Genomic DNA, 18,881 nt, shown 5'->3' with positions numbered 1-18,881 from the left:
AGGAGGACAAACACATGGCAAAGGAAAAGTACGAGCGTACTAAGCCGCATGTCAACATTGGTACCATTGGTCACGTTGATCACGGCAAGACTACTCTGACCGCGGCTATCTCCAAGGTGCTGCACAGCGAATATCCTGATTTGAACCCTCAGTATGACTTCGATCAGATTGATGCCGCTCCAGAAGAGAAGGAACGCGGTATTACCATCAACATCGCACACATCGAGTACCAGACCGCTGAGCGTCACTACGCTCACGTGGACGCTCCAGGCCACGCTGATTACGTTAAGAACATGATCACCGGTGCTGCTCAGATGGATGGCGCAATCCTCGTGGTTGCTGCTACCGATGGTCCTATGGCTCAGACCCGTGAGCACGTTTTGCTCGCTAAGCAGGTCGGTGTCCCGAAGATCCTCGTTGCTTTGAACAAGTGCGATATGGTTGATGACCCAGAGCTTATTGACCTCGTTGAAGAAGAGGTTCGTGATCTCCTCGAAGAAAACGGCTTCGATCGCGACTGCCCAGTCATCCGCACCTCTGCATACGGTGCTTTGCACGATGACGCTCCAGATCACGACAAGTGGGTAGAGACCGTCAAGGAACTCATGAAGGCTGTTGACGAGTACATTCCAACCCCAACTCACGATCTTGACAAGCCATTCTTGATGCCAATCGAAGATGTGTTCACCATCTCCGGTCGTGGTACCGTGGTTACCGGTCGTGTTGAGCGTGGTAAGCTCCCAATCAACACCCCAGTGGAGATTGTTGGCTTGCGTCCAACCCAGACCACCACCGTTACCTCCATCGAGACCTTCCACAAGCAGATGGATGAGGCCGAAGCTGGCGATAACACTGGTCTTCTTCTCCGTGGTATCAACCGTACCGACGTTGAGCGTGGCCAGGTTGTGGCTGCTCCAGGTTCTGTGACCCCACACACCAAGTTCGAAGGCGAAGTTTACGTCTTGACTAAGGACGAAGGTGGCCGTCACTCGCCGTTCTTCTCCAACTACCGCCCACAGTTCTACTTCCGCACCACCGACGTCACCGGCGTTATCACCTTGCCAGACGGCGTTGAGATGGTTCAGCCAGGCGATCACGCAACATTCACTGTTGAGTTGATCCAGGCCATCGCAATGGAAGAGGGCTTGACCTTCGCAGTTCGTGAAGGTGGCCGTACCGTTGGTTCCGGTCGTGTGACCAAGATTCTTGCCTAGTATTTTCTTAACTGAAAGTATTAGCTAAGGCTTAACAAAGACCCCGCGAGGAAACTCGTGGGGTCTTTTGTTGTATTCGCGCGCACAATGCTGGGGTTATATGCCCAAAGTGGGTAAAGCTAAGCTGATGAATATTATGTGGTATAAGCCGCAGCTCAAATACTGTTACTAACGCAGTCAACGAACTGAGGGAGTAACAGTCATGAGACATTCGTGCAGCGCGAAGGCAATTCGGAGCGCCGAGCTTGCTCAAGTTGAAAGCACAGTGTGCTTTCAACTTGAGCTCAGTAGCGAGCGCGTTACTCGCGCAGTATGTCAACTGCGTCAGTAACGAAAAAGCGAGTCTATCTGTTACCCGCGCAGAGTGCCGACTGCGTCAGTAACGAAAAAACGCGAGTTTCGTAAGCGAGCGCCTATATCGCTAGCGCATACTGCGCATAATAAAAACCCTGCCGAACGAATCAGCAGGGTTTTTGTGTTTAGAAAATCAGAACTACTAGTCTCTATTATCTCCAAGCAGCTGCAGCAAATAGATGAACATGTTAATGAAGTCCAAATAAAGCTGGAAAGCGCAGAAAATCGACAGTTTCTTAACCATTTCCGGCTGATTTGCGTACTGTTCAAGAAGCGCGCGAGTTGATTGCGCATCATAAGCAGTAAGACCAGCAAAAATAAGAACTCCAATAGCTGCAACAATTCGCAATACGCCTGCACCAGGAGCGACGAACATCAAAATAACTTGCGTAATAACTAACGCAATAAGCGCAACCATAAGAATTGGTCCAGCTTTAAGTAGATTCATCTTCGTAGTCAGCGCGAGCATAGTCAAGCAAAGGAAGAATCCTGCTGTTAATGCAAATACGAGCGCAATCGAACCTAAGCTAAACACCATAAAAATCGTGCTGAGTGTAAAACCAGTCAGCGCCGAATAAGCGTAAAACATAACTCGCGCTGTAGTAGTGCTCATTTTCATGATGCGAGTGCCCATAAAAATAGATATGATAATTTGAGCGCCGATTAGCAAAATCCAGCCCCAGCCGTGAGTTGCGATCATAAATTGCGTGAATAAATTACTGCTTTGCGTAAACATTGCAACCAGTGCAGTCACAGCAAGACCAATCGTCATTTCGCCGTAAGTGCGACCTACAGAAATTCTTTTTGCTTTTTCAAAAGCGTAAGTAGCATTAGTGTCGATTACTTCAGGAGCGCCTGTTCCGTAATAATCTTGCGTAAAGTTTGTCATTATTTCTCCTTAACAGCTATGAAATAAAACGCTGTCAAGACAACGTTCTCATAGTATTTTAGCTGACGCATCTTAAAAAATGCTAAAAATTGTAACGTAATTTAGTACGTTTGCACAAATAGACTATAGATTAACCTACAGTTTAGCAGTTTCTCGAGTATTATAGAAAGACGTGATACTTGATCGTCATAATCGCGTAAACGCAGCAGAATTGTACGCCCGCCTTCACAGCAACGAAGCAATTAGTGAGCAGGGCGTAGAAAACAATACCTATATAGATACCAATACAAATACGCACGAGCAACACGAACACGAGCACGCTTCGCATAATTGCCCAAACTGCGGCAAATCCAACTCCCCAATGCTGCCGGAAGATCAAATCGACGAATTCGTAAACATGATGCAAGTTTACGAAGGCGCAATGTACGAAATAAGCACAAAGCTTGAGATTCTCGACAGCGAATTCCAGGTGCGCTTCTCTCATGACCCAATTCACCACATGGAGCGCAGACTTAAATCGGTCCACTCTATTTTTGAAAAGCTGCAGCGCCGTAATCTGGAAATTTCTACGCGCTCTATACGCGACAATCTTTTCGACGTTGCTGGCATTCGCGTAATCTGCAATTATTGCGACGACGTGTACTCCGTAGCTCAGTACCTTTCTAAACAAACAGATATTCAGGTGCTGCGAGTCAAGGATTATATTAAAAATCCTAAGCAGAACGGATACCGCAGTTTGCACGTGATTTACGCCGTGCCTGTATTCTTGTCGTCGGGCGCGCATTATACGCCGGTTGAGGTGCAGTTCCGCACAATTGCAATGGATTATTGGGCTAGTTTGGAGCATGCTTTGCGATATAAGTCCGGTTTGCCGGACGCAAAGTTGGCCGAGCACTCGCAGACTTTGCTTGATTGCGCACGCAGTTTGCAAAATATTGAGGCGCAGATGCAGGGCATTCACCGCGATATTAACGGCGCTCCTCGCGCTGAAGAAGCACCAAATAGCAGGGCGTAAGAATAGTTTCAGCAGCCACGGGATTACATCTTAATTGTGTGTTATTCAGTTGTGTGGATATTCGTGTGGTGAGATTTGAGATTTTTCGCACTAAACAAACTATAAAAATAGATAGTCGCACCCACCCGCAGCTTAATTGCGCGACTTTAGTTGCACTTAGTAAACCACGCACTTTGCGTAACAAACTTAACGAGTTTATGAGTTTTGTGTTGCGGTTTAATGTGTTGAGAGGCTGGAAAAATTGTGTTCAGTGCTAAAAGAGGACTGAGGAAGCAACATTGTTAAATGATAGGCGAACACAATAGAATGCTTTAACAGTTAAGGCGACGAAGGACGGGACGCACGCAAACACAAATTTTCTAGCCTCGTCAAAACCGAAAAACTAAATCAGTTACAAAACTCATAGACGAGACCCAAGAATATCGAAAATAAACTCGCGCCACAGCAAACAAATTGTAATATAAACTATAATATTTAGATGAATATTCATTGAAAGCGTGACGTGTTGAAGGAGCGTGACGTGGCGGAAAATAAGCAGAATCACGTGCCGAAAGTGATCTCAATCGTAGGCCCTACAGCTTCCGGCAAAACAGGTCTTGGTATTGCGCTGGCAAAAAAACTAGCTGAACGCGGCGTGCGCGCGGAAATCATCAATGCAGATGCGTATCAAATGTACCGGCATATGGATATTGGTACAGCGAAGGCGAGTGCTCAGGAACAGGCGGAAGTGCCGCATCATTTGCTGGATATTATCGATCCAGAGGAGACTATGACCGTAGCGCGTTTTCAAGATCTTGCGAGAAAGTGCATTCGTGAGTTGCAGTCGCGCGGAGTGCGGCCGATTTTAGTTGGCGGTTCCGGATTATATGCGCGCGCTGCCGTGGATGATATTACTTTTCCGGGTACGGATGCGACTATTCGTGCGGCTTTGGAGGAGCGCGAGCGAAAAGAGGGTGCGGGTGCGCTGTTTGATGAGTTGAAGCAAAAGGATCCCATTGCTGCAGCTAATATGGATGCGCGCAATCCTCGCCGCACAATTCGCGCGCTTGAAGTGATTGAGCTTACCGGAAAGCCTTATTCTGCAACGCTTCCAAAGTACAAGTATGTGGTTGATTGCCTGCAAATTGGTTTGGATTTGCGTCGTGAGGATTTGGATAAGCGTGTGAATTTGCGTACGCAGTTGATGCGCGAGCAGGGTTTTGTGGACGAAGTGCGCACAATTCGAGGGAGATTGGGTGTTACTGCAGCTCGTGCGCTCGGATACCAGCAGATTATGGATTATTTGGATGGTGTGTGGAGCGAGGACGATGCTTTTGAGGATATTGCGCAGAAGACTCGTCGACTTGCGCGCAAGCAGATGGGTTGGTTTGGGCGAGATGCGCGCATTCACTGGTTGGATGCTATGCGTCCGGATCTTGCGGATGCTGCTATGGCGTTGGTTGATGCTGCAGATGCGGGGGAGTTTGACGACGAAGACTCTGGTGCTACTCAGCATCATCTTGGATTTGTGCAGTAAATTACGTGTCTAAAACGAAAGTCGACCTAAACAGCGCAGTGGTGAGTAGTTTATGCCGCTTTTTCGGCAAAATTCGGCCAAAACTGCTCAGTCGTGAGTAGTTTATGTCGCTTGCGAGCTATTTAGTATTGATGATGCGTGTGATCGTGCATAACATCGTGATGCTCTGTTGCGTGAGGAATATGCAGAACGCGCATTCGATTAATTGCCCTGCGCGCAAGATTATGCGCTGATCCTGTTCCTTCACCTTTAACGCCAAAAATGACCAGTAGTGCCATAACAGCGGTAATAATCGCGCTAATACGTAGCGTCCACTGCACGCCAAAAATGCTGGCAGCAACATCTGCTGCGTGACCGGTGCCAGTAATAGTATGATGCCACGTTGTTAGAACCGTCATAGTAACCACTAGCACAGGAGCGCCAATCGCACCCCAAAGCTGACGCATAGTATTAGTTACTGCAGAACCATCGCCAAGCTCTTCTGGATGCAAGCAATTAAGCGACCAGGTTGTTATTGGCATAAGCAAGAACCCCATACCAATTTGGCGAGTGAATTGCCAAATAGAAATCCACCAAATCCACGTATTCATGTCAATAAGACTCATCATTACAGTGCCAAAAAGCAGAATAATAGAGCCTGCCATTGCAACTGGTCTAACTCCGAAACGATCCAGCATGCGTCCGCCAAAATATTGCGAAATAGCCATTCCAAAAGCGCCTGGAAGTAGAATCAGGCCGCTCATCGTTGCAGAAAAACCGCGGTCGGACTGAATATAAAGCGGAATAAGCACCATAATCGAGCTAAAAGCGAAGAAAGTTAAGCATGCGCAAATTGTGCCAATCATAAAGTAACGATTCTTAAGCACGCCAAGACCTAGAAGAGGTATACGCCCACTCTTCTGCGCTCGCAACTGTCTTATAACAAACCACGCAATTCCAAAAGCGCCAACGACCATAGGAGCCCAAGAAAGCGGATTCGCAATTCCACATCCTTCAATATTAGTGAAGCCGAACATAAGTCCGCCAAAACCAATAATTGAAAGGCCAACCGAGAAGAAGTCGGCGTGAGCGTTAGGATCGTGTTCTCCAAAATTATGCAGGAAAAGAACCGATAAAATCACGGAAATTATGCCGATAATCGTAAGAGAGCAGAAGATTGATCGCCATCCGTTAATATCAGTTTGCAAACCACCAATAGTAGGGCCGATTGCTGGAGCAATGCTCATTGCCATGCCAACGCTGCCCATAGCCATACCGCGGCGCGTAACAGGGAATACGGAGAAGACGGTTATTTGCAAAACAGGCCACATTACGCCTGTGCCAATCGCTTCGAGAGTGCGGCCAATAAGTGCCATCATAAAATCGTTACTTAGCCACGCAAGAACCGAGCCGATTGTAAAAAGAAGCATGGAAGTAATAACAATTTGACGCGTCGAAAATCGGCGAGTTAAGAACGCTGTAAGCGGCACCATAATTGCCATAATCAGCTGGAAAATAGAGGTTAGCCACTGGCCTGTTGTAACGCTTATGCCAAATTCTTGCACAATTGTTGGAAGAGCTGCCGTAAGTTGCAGTTGCGCAAAATTACCTATGAAGGTAATAAACGTAAGAATTGCAAGGGAAATTAGTGCGGGTTTAGTAAGACGATTATTGCGGTATGCTTCTTCTCCTGCCAAAGCATGGCTGAGATTACGGCTTTCAAAAGATAGCCAATTTGCTATTGCCACAATAAAATCCTTTTCTGTTCTAAAAGCTAAAAAACGTGTAAAACCAAGGTGCACAGTCAACGCGCTAAACAAGCGTACGTAGTAAGCTTACGCAGTCAAAGTAAAAAACCGACTTGCGAAACCGACTTGCGAAACCGACTTGTTTTAGTGCAACTTATGTTCAAAAATCAAAATTACTTAAATCAGTAGCTGCGGTAGGAGAGCCAGTGTTGATAAGCGCCCTGAATAGAACCGTAGCGGCCGTTGCAGTAATTCCAGAACCAGCGGAGCTGAGTCTGATAATTCGTGGCCCAGTCAGCGCCCGCAGAAGCCATCTTTCCACCCGGCAAAGCTTGAGGTAAGCCGTAAGCTCCAGAAGGATTCATAGCATTTACTCTCCAGCCTGATTCATGAGAAATAATGAATACTGTAGCTGTAAAGTCTGCTTCACTATAACCGTTGGAAATAAGCCAGTCGTGAGCCCATTGTTGCATTTCGCCAGCCGGAACTGTAGTTCCAATAGAAGCAGCTAATCCAAGATTTGCCGAAGTTCCACCAGTTCCAACAAGAATAACCTTGTCTTTTGGAGCTTTCTTTACGTAGGAAGCAAAAATGTTGGAAGAAACAACTTTACCTTTTGTGCGAGTAACTATTTTTGCGGTTTCCATAACACCGTCAGCGCCCTGGCTTTGCACTTTTTCAGTACCTTTAGGAAGAGCTGCTGTTTCTTTTTTCACAACGTTAAAAGCAATTGGATCGTCGGAAGTTTCGAGCTTTGCTCCGGCGCGATTAATCGTAATAACGGTTGATTCGTCAACTTTTGTGTTAAGTGAAGGCGTTACAACATCGTGCGGCTCAAGAGTAATATCACCAGCGTCTAAAACTGATTTTACGTCGGTAAAATTAGTGCCTAAAATCGTGCGATGATGTCCGTTTATAACAACGTTTATATATGAAGTTGCGCTTTTAGTGAAAACATCTCGAGCAGCGCCACGAGAAACTTGCGTGGAATCAGTTGCAGAATACGAAGTGACAGGTGCTGCGTGCTCTTTAGATGAAGTGTAAAAGCCGCGGGAAGTAAAGCCGAGTGCCACCAAAGATACGGAGCTCACAATAATCGCACCAAACTTAGCCCACTGACGTAAACTGAGCGAACTAAGCGTAACGGTATGCTTGCGGTGACTGGTGGCCATAAATCTCCCTTTGTTGAGTAAACGCAATCAAAATAAATAGCACAATCGAGAGCTTGACTGCGAATAACCAAGTTGGCAAATAACCAAAGTTATTAATATTCTAGTAGCACGTAAAGAGAAGGGCGCTATTTCAACGTTTATTAATTTCAGTCTTCTGAATCGTCGTCCGTTACAAGTTCTTTTGCTTTTGAAACTACCAACTCTAATTCGTTAGCAGTTATAGCACCTTGGTGATTCCAAACCAATCCACCATTTTTTATGACCTGAATAGTTGGAATAGAATGGATTTCTGCTTCTTCTGCTATTTGCTGATTTTCGTCAATGTCGATTTTAACAAAAGCAATATCTGGATGATTATTGCTTACAGATTCAAAAATTGGACCAAATGAACGGCACGGACCGCACCATGTTGCCCAAAAGTCAACGAAAACGATTTCGTTAGACTTAATAATAGACATAAAATCTTCCTGGCTTGCGTGAATAACTGCCATTTTTTCTCCTATCTTTAGTCTGTTTATATAAGTATACCCCATGTATTTATTGCATACTTATCTGTATATTTATCTGCATACTTGCCTGTATATTTATCTGTCGCCTTGCGGCACTAGGCTAGAGTGCATGCTTGATATTCAATTTATTCGTGAACATGCAGACGTAGTTAAGGAATCGCAGCGCAAGCGTGGTGAGTCCGTTGAACTCGTCGATGAAGTGTTGCGCAATGACGATTTGCGCCGTGATGCTCTTAAGGCTTTTGAAGCTGCTCGCGCTGAGCAGAAGGCGATTGGTAAGAAGGTTGCTTCTGCTCCTGCGGAAGAAAAGGCCGCGCTTATTGCAGAAACTAAGGAATTGGCTCAAAAGGTGGCTGAGTATAAGGTTGAATCCGAAAAAGCTACTGCCGACTACACAACCGCAATGTGGAAGCTTTCTAACATCGTTGAAGATGAGGCTCCAGAAGGCGGAGAAGACGACTACGTGGTTGTTAAGAAGGTTGGTACTCCTCGCGATTTTGCGGCTGAAGGTTTCGAGCCAAAGGATCATTTAACTCTTGGAACCGGCGTTGCTGGAATTGATATGCGTCGCGGTGTAAAGGTTGCAGGCTCTCGCTTCTACTTCTTGCGTGGCGCTGTGGCTCGCTTGCAAATCGCAATGCTTACTATGGCTGTAGACCAAGCAGAAGAGCACGGTTTTACGCTTGCGATTACGCCAACTCTTGTGCGTCCGGAAGTTATGCGTGGTACGGGCTTCTTGAATTCTCACGCGGATGAGATTTACCGTTTGCGTGAGCCGGATGATCAGTATTTGGTTGGTACTTCCGAAGTTGCTTTGGCTGGTATGCATGAGGATGAGATTCTTGACTTAAGCAACGGTGCTTTGCGATATTGCGGTTGGTCTAGCTGCTACCGCCGTGAGGCTGGTGCTGCTGGTAAGGATACTTCCGGAATTATTCGCGTGCATCAGTTCGACAAGGTTGAGATGTTCGTTTACTGCAAGCAGGAAGATTCTCGCGCCGAGCATCAGAAGTTGCTAGGTATGGAGCAGGAAATGCTGGCGAAGGTGGAAGTTCCTTACCGCATTATTGACACTGCTGCAGGCGATCTTGGTTCTTCTGCTGCTCGCAAGTTTGATTGCGAAGCTTGGGTGCCAACGCAAGGCCGCTACCGCGAGCTTACTTCTACTTCTAACTGCACGGAGTATCAGGCTCGTCGCTTGAATGTGCGCGAACGCATGGAAGATGGCGGAACTCGACCAGTAAGCACTTTGAACGGCACTTTGGCTACTACTCGCTGGCTTGTGGCTATTTTGGAAAATCATCAGCATGAAGACGGTTCGATTGATATTCCAAAGGCAATGCAGGCTTATATGGGCGGTAAGGAAGTCATTGAGCCTACGAAGTGGGAAGCGTGAGAGTCGCGTTCCACGCGTAATGATATGCTTAACCCTTGTGCGTTGAAGCGTGTTAATTGTTTATTGCGTTTCTTCGCAGATTGGATGGGTGTCCGAGCGGTCTAAGGAGACGGTCTTGAAAACCGTTGTAGGGAAACCTACCGCGAGTTCGAATCTCGCCTCATCCGCAATTAGGGTTTCTAGCAAATCGCTAGAAACCCTTTTTTCATGCCTTTTGCTTCAGATTTCTTATGATATTCCGACCGAAACTACTCAGTCGTGAGTAGTTTATGTCGCTTACGCAGGAAAATACGGCATAAACAGCACGCGCGTGAGTAGTTTATGTCGGTTTCCAGCCAGATTTCGACTTAAACAGCGCAGCGTTGAGTAGTTTATGTCGCTTTTATATTGTGCAGAAATTTTATTGCAATAAAGCGTTGTCCTGCTATACTTGTTTTTGGTCATTTGTTTACACGTATAAACAAATGTTATGTGACTTATAGTGTCGCACTTGAAAAATGAATCAGTTTACAAAGGAGTAATAATGACTTCCATAATCCTGGATTGCGATCCTGGTCATGATGATGCCATGGCTATTTTGTTAGCACTTGGCAATCCGAATATCGATTTGATTGGCGTAACAACTGTTGGCGGCAACCAAAGTCTCGAAAAAGTCACGTATAATGCGCGCGCAACGCTGGAAATGGCGCATGCTACTAATATTCCTGTGCACGCAGGCTGCGATCGCCCTATGATTCGTCCGCTGGAAGTTGCAGCTGCAGTCCACGGCGAAACAGGCTTGGATGGCGTAACTCTTCCGGAGCCAACGCGCCCGCTGGACGAAGGTCACGCTGTAAATTGGATTATTGACACGATTATGAGCCACGAGCCTGGCACAATTACGCTTGTTCCAACAGGCCCGCTTACGAATATCGCTATGGCTGTGCGTATGGAGCCGCGAATTGTGAGCCGCGTTAAGGAAGTCGTGCTTATGGGCGGCGGATACCACGTTGGAAATTGGAGCGCAGTTGCGGAGTTTAATATTAAGACGGATCCGGAAGCGGCGCACGTTGTGTTTAACGAGGCATGGCCTATTACAATGGTTGGCCTTGATTTAACGCATCAGGCTCTTTGTACGCCGGAAGCTCAAGCAAAGATTGACGCAGTTGGAACGCCTCTTGCGGCTTTTGCAAGCGGTTTGATGGACTTCTTCCGCAAGGCATACCAGAATAATCAGGACTTTATTGATCCGCCTGTGCACGATCCTTGCACGATTGCGTATTTGATTGATCACAGTGTTGTTCAAACTCGTCGCTGCCCACTTGACGTTGAAATTAAGGGTGATTTGACGCTTGGTATGACAGTTGCAGATTTGCGTGGGCCGGAGCCTTCGGCTGCGCAGTGCCATACGCAGGTTGCTACGAAGCTTGATTTTGATAAATTCTGGGATTTAATTGTCGACGCGCTTAAGCGCATTGGCTAATTGTACTAGAATTATTGCGGATATTTTTCGGATACTATTTAGAATAATTTGATACGAGGTTATTATGACTGAGGTTTCATCTCCAGCGCCTTCAATATTAGATAAAGGCGGCCGCTCAATTGTAGCGCTAATGACTGCGCTTCTTGTGGCAATTTTTGCATTCCAGCTTAACGCTTCGATGCTGTCTCCTGCATTGGCAACGATGACGAAAGAGCTTCACACAACTGATACGCAAATCGGCTTAACTCAAACGGTATTCTTTACCGCAGCAGCTTTGTTCTCGCTGTTTTTGCCGCGATTGGCTGATTTAGTTGGTCGTAAAAAGGTGCTTATTGGCATTTTAATTTCTACGATTTTAGGTTGCGTTGTGTCGGCGCTCGCTCCAGACGTGAATATTTTGATGATTGGCCGTATTTTGCAGGGTGCGTCTGGTCCTGTGGTTCCAATGTGCTTGATTATGCTGCGCGTTCGCGTGACGGAAGAAAAGCGTTACGCAAAATTGATGGCAATTTTAACTTCCGTAAACGGCGGTATTGCAGGCGTTGATGCCCTTCTTGGCGGATGGCTTGCTGGCAATTATGGATTCCGTTCCGTCTTCTGGACTATGGCCGGTATTGCTGTTGTTGCAGTTGTTATGGTTATTCTTGCTGCGGATGAATCTCACGCTGAAGAAACGCCGCGAATGGATTGGCTGGGCGTTATAACTCTTGGCATTGCGTTCTTGGCTGCTTACCTTGCAATTAATGAGATTGATAAGCTTGCTTCCGCAAACTTGACTATGATTGCAGGACTTGTGGTTGTGGCTGTTGTGTTCTTCGTCGTGTTCTGGAAGATTGAGGGCAATAGTGCAGCTCCGCTTGTTTCTACCCACTACATGAAGCAGCGTCGTACGTGGGGTCTTCTTTCTTGCACACTTTTGACTATGACTGGCGTGTTCGCTTTGATGAACGGCGTTGTGCCACAGCTTGCGCAGGATGCGAAGGCTGGTGCACATTTGGGAGCTGATGTTGTGAGCTTTGCAACGCTTACGCCTTACGCAATTATTGGATTCCTGTTCGGACCTATTGCCGGTATTTTAGCCGCAAAGTTTGGTTACCGTTTGGTGCTTCGCATTGGTATTTTGCTGAGCATGGTTGGCGTGCTTTTTGGCATTTACGTTGCTGGAGTGCCTTCTGTGTGGGCGCTTGTGGAGCTTTCGCTCGCTATGGGCGTAAGCTACGCCGGCATTGCCAACATTATGCTTAACGGACTTGGTATTGTGCTTTCTCCAAAAGATAATCCGGGTTATTTGCCAGGCATGAATGCTGGAGCGTTTAACTTGGGTGCTGGCTTGAGCTTTGCAATTCTCTACGCTGTGATGACGAATGTTGCAGGAACTAATGGTGCAACAGGCGGATACATGGCTTCGATGGTTGCGGGCATTGTGTTGCTTGCACTTGCGTTTGTTTGCTCCTTCTTGATTCCTAATCCTGAAGAAGTAAATAAGTAAGTAGGGTTGTTTTTGACTGCAAACGCCGGGGAATTTTCTCCGGCGTTTGTTGTTGGATTGGCTGGGTTATGTAACATTTGCCGTGTATTTTTCCGGCGTTTGTAGCTGGATTGGCGTTGTTTTGGAACATTTGCCGGGGGATTTTCCGGCAAATGTTTCAGTTTGAGGCTGCAGCTAAGCTGTAAGTATGCATATTATTGCCGGACGTTTCAAATCTCTGCCGCTCACTTCGGCACAATCATGTACGAGGCCGACCACGGATCGTACGAAGGAGGCAATTTTTTCGCGCCTCGATTCGTGGAATGTTATGGAAGATGCTCGCGTTCTTGATTTATTCGCCGGCACAGGTGCGTTAGGAGTTGAGGCGCTATCTCGTGGCGCGCATGAGCTTGTGTCTGTTGAAGCAAATTCGCAAGCAGCGGCTCTTATACTTCGTACGTTGAAAGTACTGCAGAGTTCAAAGTCTTGGGATAGTGCGCTTTCGATGCGTGTGGTTCGCAAGCGCGCGGAGCAGTTCGTTGCGGATTATAGTGGGGAAGCGTTTGAGTTGGTGTTTATTGATCCGCCATATGCTTACGAAACTGCGGATTGTGAAAGTTTATTGGCTTCGATGATTGCGAGCGGTGTTGCTAGCGTTGCGGCGGATACGTTGATTGTGCTTGAGCGTAGCGCGCGTAGCGTTTTGCCGGCGATTCCTGAAGGTTGGGAGCTGTTTGATACGCGCAATTACGGCGAAACTTCTGTTTTGTTTATTCAGCCTTCTCGCGACTAATCTTATTTTCCATCGTTTTTGCGTGGATGTTCACCTGAAACTTCCCATCCGAGAGCCATGAGTGTTTTTCGATCCGCTTTATCTAGTTTGTGGCAGTCAAGTTGCTTAATTAAATCCGGTCGAATCTCGCTAGTTCTAGAAAGTGCCTCATCGCGGCGGAATCTGTCTACCTTCGCATGGTTTCCGGAAGTTAGTACTTCCGGAACGCTTATACCGCGCCAAGTAGTTGGACGCGTGTATTGATGGTGTTCCAAAAGCGCGTCCGCACCAGTATATGACTCTTCAACAATCGACTCAGGATTTCCCATAAACCCTGGAATTAGGCGCGTAATCGTCTCAAGCATAACGCTTACTGCCACTTCGCCGCCGTTAAGCACGTAATCGCCAATCGAATATTCGCGCACGTCAACGCCTTGCGCGCGGTAATATTCTGGAATTCTAGCGTCGTAGCCTTCGTATCTGCCGCATCCAAATACCAAATGATTTGCGTGACTTAGTTCCGTTGCATCTTTTTGCGTAAATAGTGGGGCAGAAGGGTTTGGGAAAATAAGAATTGGTTTAATTGTGTCTATTTTATTCGGAGCGATTTGTGCCTCTTTGCCAGTATCGACAGTATCGACAGTATCGACAGTATCGCAAGTATCGCAAGTATCGCAAGTATTTTTTACTTCAGATTTTGGCAAGTTAAGTAGCTCGTCTAAGCATTCAGCCCAAACTTCAGGCTTCATAACCATACCAGCGCCGCCGCCAACAGGAGTATCGTCAACTGACTGATGTACATCGTGAGTCCACTTTCGCAAATTGTGTGCGTGAATCTTAAGCAAGCCGTTATTTTGAGCCTTGCCGAGCAAACTCAAATCGAGCATTTGAAAATACTCTGGGAATACGGAAACAATATCGATGTCCATCATAATTTACTCTACTATGAAAACTACAAAAACTAGGAGAATTATACAAACTACAAAACTACGAAAGCTACGAAAGCTACGGAAGCTACGGAAGCTACGAAACTACGAAACTACGAAAGTTACGAAAGTCCTGGAATTAAGCCGCCTGGAGGATCAATAGTTAAATACCCTTCATTAACATTAACCTCCGGCACAAGCGCTTCAACAAATGGCACAAGCGCAGTCTTATTATCGTCGTCAATCGGATTATTTAAGCGGATTTTTAACAGAGATTGTGCGCCGTCGAGCACATCCACAACTTTTCCAATAGTTCTAGATGGCAAACCAAGCTGATTTTCCTCGCAAAGTCGCGCTTGTAACCCAACTAAATCCTTAATATACCAAGCATTTTCGGCGGCAAGCTCTTGCGCATCTTCCGCAGGCACATACAATTCAATGCCATTAAGAGCTTCAGCGTCGTTGCGATTTTGTGATTCTTCGAATAGTAAAATCCAACGATTTTTGAACGTCCTTGCGTTCTCAATAACAAACTCGCGCGTGCCGTCGGCAGTGCATAACACGTTTCCAGGTTCGAAACGCTCGTAAGGTTCGTCGGTAAAGACTTGTACAGTCACTTCGCCTTTTAAACCTTGGGCTTTTCCGATACGACAAACCCTCAGCAGGTCATTACGACTTTGCTGAGGGTTGTCAAAAGATTGTTGGTCTAAGGCCACGTTCATCTCACTTACGTACGTCCATAATGTCTACGCGCACATTGTGATTGCTTAAGGCTTGCACAACAATGCGAATAGCATTAGCAGTACGACCGTTTCGGCCGATTACACGGCCAATGTCTTCAGGATTCACGCGTACGCGCAGCAGTTCGCCGCGAGCGTTTTCGTGAGAACGCACCGACACATCATCTGGAAAATCCACGATGTTTTTAATGAGATGTTCCACAGCTTGAGCCAGCATGATTACTCAGCCTTTTCCTCGGCTTCGGCAGCTTCAGCGGCCTCTGCTGGTGCTTCAGCTGGAGCTTCTTCAGCTTCGTTTGCAGCAGCTTCTGCTGCAGCCTGAGCCTTAGCAGCGGCTTCAGACTTAGCAGCCTTCAACTTCTGAGCTTCAGCTTCAACAGCCTCAACGCGAGCCTGTGCATCTGGGCCAGCTTCGGAAGTCTTCAAAGTACCTTCAGCACCGTCAAGACCCTTGAACTTCTGCCAGTCGCCGGTAATCTTCAAAAGCTTCAACACTGGTTCGGTTGGCTGTGCGCCAACGCCAAGCCAGTACTGTGCGCGCTCAGAATCAATCTGAATCATAGATGGCTGCTTGTTCGGATCGTAAACGCCGATCTCTTCAATGGACTTGCCGTTGCGCTTGTTGCGCGAATCAGAAATGACTACGCGGTAGAAGGCATAGAACTTCTTGCCGAGTCGCTTAAGACGAATCTTGGTTGCCAAAATGGCTCTCCTTATAACTAGAGTCGTGGAATTTCGTTCGGGTGTGGGGCACTCCTTGCGAGCTTCCACATGTTCCTCACGTGGTCGGGAAGAGGGCGCCGATTCACGCGAATAACTTATCCATTATGCCTGCGCGCTTGGACGTTTTTATTCCAGCGTATATAGGGCGATTGATGCGATGTATGCAAGGTGATCAGTGCCGTCTATTACGGCGTTTTTTTGCTGCACAGCTTTGGCGCGTAAGTTTTTTGAGCAAAATAGAACGTGATCAAGAGTAAGATTCGGCCATTTAAGCCAGGTAGGCCAGGTTCTAAGTCGTTTTCCAAGCGAAATTGCAGAATCTGAGAATCCGGCTTTTATAAGCGTTCTAAAGCTCGGGTGGTCGATTGTGGAATTCAAATCTCCTGTAAGAATTGTAAGAGTCGATAATTCGGAAGATTTAGGATTTTCGGCAGTTTCGTAAGTTTCTGCATTTTCTATAAGACTCGCAAGCGCGCGAATTCCTTCGCTCCAAGCTTTGCACCCGCGCATAGGCGACTTTGGATGCGCTGAAGCGAACTTTACGAAAACGTTTGTAGACGCAGCAAAATCTAATCGAGTAGTAACGCTCGGTACGCTTGCTGCCTCAATTTTGACAGCATTGTTGCAAGTAGAAATTGCGGAATATTGTGTAAAAATCGCGTTGAATCCGCCGTTATTGTGCTCGCTTTTGGAACCTACGCAAGAAGTCGGAAAAATTTCGTAAATACCTAGTTCTTCAAGATTTTTTACTAAGGATTCGCTTAATTCTTGTAAAAGTAACGTATTTACGTTGTATTTTTTTGCGGTTTCAATTATTTGAGCAGCACTCGCTTTTCCGTATCTGCAATTAAGCGTCATTACGCGGATTTCTTGAGGCTGATTTTTCCGGCGTTTGTAGCTGTTTTGGCTGGTTTGTGGAACATTTGCCGGTAAATTCTCTGGCGTTTGTAGCTGATCTTTTCTTAGCCTACGCAATCTTCCAAACCAGTACGGCGCGTACGACTTAAGCGAAATCAAAAATAGTGCCGCATAAGCAATGCATAAATATGCATAAGCTTGAGCGAAATTATACGATTGCGCTAATTTAGGCGCATAAAAATAATTCCACAAACTCGCGCCTAAGCTAACAAAAAACAGCGCTCCAACAACATAAGTTGCAATCGGCAGAAGCGCAATAATATACGGAAGTGGGTTATATTTATCCGCGCCAGCAGGCAGCCATCGAAGTAGCTGCCACAAAAGAAGCGCCGAAAATATAACCCACAGAACCGCTAATACGAAACTCATTTTCCGAATAAGCCTGCTAACCCGCCGCCAAAGTTAGGTGGAAGTTGATTATCTTGATTTGAATTTTCAGAATTCATAAGCTCTTGTAAGCCTTCAGGAAGATTCTGCAGATTTGGCTGCTGTGGTTTTGCAAAAGCGGAGCCAGCAACGTCGTTACTTTCGCTTCCGGAAGATTCTCCAGAAAGTCGCTCACGTAGCGCGCGCTCCTCGGCTTCGCGGCGCATTGGATTTCCAGACTTTCCGCCCTTCTTCTTCGACTTTTTATCCTTGCGCTTCGACTTTCCGCCAGGTCCGCCAAATCCAGGAATGCCGCCCATTCCAGGCATTCCAGCGCCGCCACTCATACGCTTCATCATCTTGGCGGCCTGTTCAAAGCGTTGCAAAAGCGCGTTAACCTTAGAAACACTCACGCCTGCACCGGCAGCAATACGTGCGCGGCGAGATCCGTCAATAATCTTCGTGTCCCTTCGCTCAGCCGGAGTCATAGAGCGAATAATTGCCTCAGTGCGGTCGATTTCTTTATCGTCAAACTGCTCAAGCTCATGGCGGTGAGCGGCCATTCCTGGCATCATTCCCAAAAGCTTCTTCATTGAACCAAGCTTACGAACCTGCTGAAGCTGCTCCAAAAAGTCGTCTAAACCAAAGCTTCCTTCAGCAATCTTTTCGGCAGCCTTGCGCGATTCTTCCTCGTCGAACTGCTTCTGAGCATGCTCAATAAGCGTTAAAATATCGCCCATATCTAGGATTCTGGAAGCCATTCGGTCCGGATGGAAAATCTCAAAATCCTTCAAACCTTCGCCTGTAGAAGCGAACAAAATTGGTTTTCCAGTAACGCTTGCTACTGAAAGTGCAGCACCGCCTCGAGCATCGCCGTCGAGCTTAGAAAGCACAACGCCAGTAAAGTTAACGCCGTCGTTAAAAGCCTGAGCTGTGCGAACAGCGTCCTGACCAATCATCGCGTCAATAACAAACAGAACTTCCTGAGGATTTACAGCATCGCGAATATTGCGCGCCTGCTTCATAAGTTCTTCGTCAACACCCAAACGACCTGCAGTATCAATAATCACAGTGTCGTACATTTTTTCGCGCGCATAATCAATAGAATCGCGAGCAACTTTAACAGGATCGCCTTTAGTAAACCATGGCAAAGAAATTGCATTTCCGCCATTTTGTACGCCCTTTTCAGGCGCAAAAACAGGAACTCCCGCGCGTTCGCCAACAACCTGCAGCTGCGTAACAGCGTTAGGACGTTGCAAATCCGCAGCCACAAGCAAAGGAGTGTGGCCGGAATCTTTAAGCCAGTAGCCAAGTTTTCCGGCAAGAGTAGTCTTACCAGCGCCTTGCAAACCTGCAAGCATAATCACAGTAGGCGGGTATTTCGCAAAATTAAGTGGCCTATCAACTCCAGAGCCAAGCACTTTAGTCAACTCGTCGTTAACAATTTTCACAACTTGCTGAGCAGGGTTAAGCGCTTTAGACACTTCTTCGCCAAGAGCGCGCTCGCGAATCTGCGCTGTAAAGGAGCGTACAACTTCGAGAGCAACGTCGGCGTCAAGAAGCGCACGGCGAATCTCGCGGATTGTGCCGTCAATATCCGATTCTGAAAGCTTGCCTTTACTGCGCAAATGCTTGAAAGCACTAGAAAGGCGGTCTGTTAACGAACTAAATGCTGCCATAATTTTCCTATTCTACCCGCTGTTACTAACGTTGT

The 18,881-nt window shown here is 46.8% G+C and carries 17 protein-coding genes and 1 tRNA gene; 8 read left to right on the top strand and 10 right to left on the bottom strand.

What is annotated here, in order from left to right; genetic code table 11:
* Positions 1-14: 14 nt before the first annotated feature.
* The gene (gene tuf / locus HXT35_RS02205) at positions 15-1,214 is read left to right on the top strand and encodes an elongation factor Tu (protein ID WP_004127573.1); all 1,200 of its coding nucleotides are present in this window, start codon (positions 15-17) and stop codon (positions 1,212-1,214) included.
* Between the two features lie 496 nt (positions 1,215-1,710).
* Here the strand turns inward: tuf and HXT35_RS02200 are convergent, their stop codons facing one another.
* Positions 1,711-2,457, bottom strand: coding sequence for a Bax inhibitor-1/YccA family protein (locus HXT35_RS02200; protein ID WP_004127567.1), 747 nt, complete (start codon positions 2,455-2,457; stop codon positions 1,711-1,713).
* A gap of 172 nt (positions 2,458-2,629) precedes the next feature.
* Between HXT35_RS02200 and HXT35_RS02195 the strand changes: the two genes are divergently transcribed.
* Positions 2,630-3,472, top strand: coding sequence for a GTP pyrophosphokinase (locus HXT35_RS02195; RefSeq protein ID WP_004127562.1), 843 nt, complete (start codon positions 2,630-2,632; stop codon positions 3,470-3,472).
* A gap of 520 nt (positions 3,473-3,992) precedes the next feature.
* Positions 3,993-4,988 carry a tRNA (adenosine(37)-N6)-dimethylallyltransferase MiaA gene (gene miaA, locus HXT35_RS02190; protein ID WP_004127560.1) on the top strand — a complete coding sequence of 332 codons (996 nt, stop codon included), beginning with the start codon at positions 3,993-3,995 and terminating at the stop codon, positions 4,986-4,988.
* Positions 4,989-5,110: 122 nt separating this feature from the next.
* Here miaA and HXT35_RS02185 read toward each other — a convergent pair whose 3' ends face one another.
* The 3 genes from HXT35_RS02185 to trxA form a co-directional block, all read right to left on the bottom strand.
* Positions 5,111-6,715 carry an MDR family MFS transporter gene (locus tag HXT35_RS02185; RefSeq protein ID WP_004127557.1) on the bottom strand — a complete coding sequence of 535 codons (1,605 nt, stop codon included), beginning with the start codon at positions 6,713-6,715 and terminating at the stop codon, positions 5,111-5,113.
* A gap of 182 nt (positions 6,716-6,897) precedes the next feature.
* Positions 6,898-7,887, bottom strand: a complete 990-nt coding sequence (locus tag HXT35_RS02180) for a G5 domain-containing protein (protein WP_004127555.1) — start codon at positions 7,885-7,887, stop codon at positions 6,898-6,900.
* A gap of 146 nt (positions 7,888-8,033) precedes the next feature.
* Positions 8,034-8,378, bottom strand: coding sequence for a thioredoxin (trxA, locus tag HXT35_RS02175; RefSeq protein ID WP_004127552.1), 345 nt, complete (start codon positions 8,376-8,378; stop codon positions 8,034-8,036).
* Between the two features lie 127 nt (positions 8,379-8,505).
* Between trxA and serS the strand changes: the two genes are divergently transcribed.
* The 5 genes from serS (at position 8,506) to rsmD (ending at position 13,515) form a co-directional block, all read left to right on the top strand.
* A complete protein-coding gene (serS, locus tag HXT35_RS02170; protein ID WP_004127549.1) occupies positions 8,506-9,792 on the top strand; it encodes a serine--tRNA ligase in 1,287 nt (428 codons plus the stop codon).
* A gap of 82 nt (positions 9,793-9,874) precedes the next feature.
* Positions 9,875-9,959, top strand: a tRNA-Ser gene (locus HXT35_RS02165).
* A 356-nt stretch (positions 9,960-10,315) separates the two neighbouring features.
* Positions 10,316-11,254 (top strand): nucleoside hydrolase, encoded by a 939-nt coding sequence (locus HXT35_RS02160; RefSeq protein ID WP_421788306.1) that lies wholly within the window; start codon positions 10,316-10,318, stop codon positions 11,252-11,254.
* A 64-nt stretch (positions 11,255-11,318) separates the two neighbouring features.
* Positions 11,319-12,743, top strand: a complete 1,425-nt coding sequence (locus tag HXT35_RS02155) for an MFS transporter (RefSeq protein ID WP_004127531.1) — start codon at positions 11,319-11,321, stop codon at positions 12,741-12,743.
* A 187-nt stretch (positions 12,744-12,930) separates the two neighbouring features.
* Positions 12,931-13,515, top strand: coding sequence for a 16S rRNA (guanine(966)-N(2))-methyltransferase RsmD (gene rsmD / locus HXT35_RS02150; RefSeq protein ID WP_032843445.1), 585 nt, complete (start codon positions 12,931-12,933; stop codon positions 13,513-13,515).
* A gap of 2 nt (positions 13,516-13,517) precedes the next feature.
* Here the strand turns inward: rsmD and trmD are convergent, their stop codons facing one another.
* From trmD to ffh, 6 genes are all read right to left on the bottom strand, one after another.
* Positions 13,518-14,423 (bottom strand): tRNA (guanosine(37)-N1)-methyltransferase TrmD, encoded by a 906-nt coding sequence (gene trmD / locus HXT35_RS02145; protein ID WP_421788374.1) that lies wholly within the window; start codon positions 14,421-14,423, stop codon positions 13,518-13,520.
* Between the two features lie 119 nt (positions 14,424-14,542).
* Positions 14,543-15,142: a ribosome maturation factor RimM gene (gene rimM / locus HXT35_RS02140; protein ID WP_032843442.1), complete on the bottom strand. Its 600-nt coding sequence runs from the start codon at positions 15,140-15,142 to the stop codon at positions 14,543-14,545.
* Position 15,143: 1 nt separating this feature from the next.
* On the bottom strand, positions 15,144-15,377 hold the full coding sequence (locus tag HXT35_RS02135) for an RNA-binding protein (protein WP_004105376.1): 234 nt from the start codon (positions 15,375-15,377) through the stop codon (positions 15,144-15,146).
* A 2-nt stretch (positions 15,378-15,379) separates the two neighbouring features.
* Entirely contained in the window at positions 15,380-15,862 is a 483-nt protein-coding gene (gene rpsP, locus HXT35_RS02130; RefSeq protein ID WP_004127517.1) for a 30S ribosomal protein S16, read from the bottom strand.
* A gap of 147 nt (positions 15,863-16,009) precedes the next feature.
* Positions 16,010-17,170 (bottom strand): endonuclease/exonuclease/phosphatase family protein, encoded by a 1,161-nt coding sequence (locus HXT35_RS02125; RefSeq protein ID WP_421788303.1) that lies wholly within the window; start codon positions 17,168-17,170, stop codon positions 16,010-16,012.
* Complete coding sequence (gene ffh, locus HXT35_RS02120; protein WP_004127512.1) at positions 17,167-18,846, bottom strand: signal recognition particle protein; 1,680 nt, start codon at positions 18,844-18,846, stop codon at positions 17,167-17,169. The genes HXT35_RS02125 and ffh overlap by 4 nt, the downstream gene beginning before the upstream one ends.
* Between the last annotated feature and the right edge of the window lie 35 nt (positions 18,847-18,881).

It is taken from the genome of Gardnerella sp. DNF01141 (assembly GCF_049244255.1).
Lineage (GTDB): Bacteria > Actinomycetota > Actinomycetes > Actinomycetales > Bifidobacteriaceae > Bifidobacterium > Bifidobacterium vaginale_E.
This window is presented reverse-complemented; position numbering and strand designations above follow the sequence as displayed.